Here is a 1,022-nt window from a genome sequence, read left to right on the forward strand (position 1 = left end):
CTATTCCTAACTCATGCTAAGGCCTTATTTTCTTGCTCATTTGGCTCTTTGTATGGTTTATACTTCTTTAGCAAATTAACTTCTTGCTCCACAAGATTCAGTCCCATGGAGCTTCCATAAAAAAATCTAAAGACTCCCTAAATTGCATTACCTGACCATCAAGTTTTTCCTTGGAGTCAGCTGGGCTTTGAATAATTTCATCCATCATTTTGATATGTTCAATGTAGTGCTCTTTGAGATTATCACTACCCGTATTAATTGCTTCTTCCGCTTTACTAAATTCTGAGACAACATTATCAATGACAGTTTTTCCAGTATTGTTCTCGTCCATAGTCTTAATAATTTGTTTGGCTAATCTTTTTTGCCAAGTATCACCGAAGAGACGCTTAGCACCTAAAAATGCAATACCACCAAGTATCCCAGCTAAAACCACAGGCCCGCCAATAGCCGCTATACCTGACATAACCCCAGCAGAGCCTCCTGTCGCACTAAATCCAATTCCAATTGAAGATAGTAAACCGACGCCTTGTGCAGCAACTGCATATCCACCCAATGCCCCCATTGTAGATGCGTAAATGCTTAAACCAGCCATTAACCCACCTCCAACTCCCAACCCAGCAAAGGCTCCTCTAGAATCGAATGGAATTGTTACTTGATTGCTACTATCAACTCTGTTGAAACTCGAGGTAAAATCATCCAAGTTTTCGCTTATCTCTTGTTCTAACTCCCCCACCTCTGTCATGTATTGCTTTTCTATATGCAATTGAATCCTTTCCATGATGTGAGGGAAGGCATATTCTTTTGCTTCATTCTTATCCTTATATTTGTCTTTTATAATCCCTTCTAGATAATCAACTTCTTTATGCCGAGCAATAAGGCGCTCGGAAAACATTTTCAGTGCAGCAGTTTTTTTCTTCTTACTGGTCAGCAGTGAAGATCTGAGGTTTTCAATTTTTGATGTTTTGGCTGCGACATTTTCAGGACGTATTGCTTCTTTGTATGAGGTAATCAGATTCTCAAAC

The 1,022-nt window shown here is 39.4% G+C and carries 1 protein-coding gene; it reads right to left on the reverse strand.

Annotated elements, in window-relative coordinates:
• Nucleotides 1–97: 97 nt before the first annotated feature.
• The coding region (locus A3761_RS28110) for a hypothetical protein (protein ID WP_197473193.1) at nucleotides 98–1,022 on the reverse strand (925 nt) is incomplete at its 5' end.

It is taken from the genome of Oleiphilus sp. HI0123 (assembly GCF_001635315.1).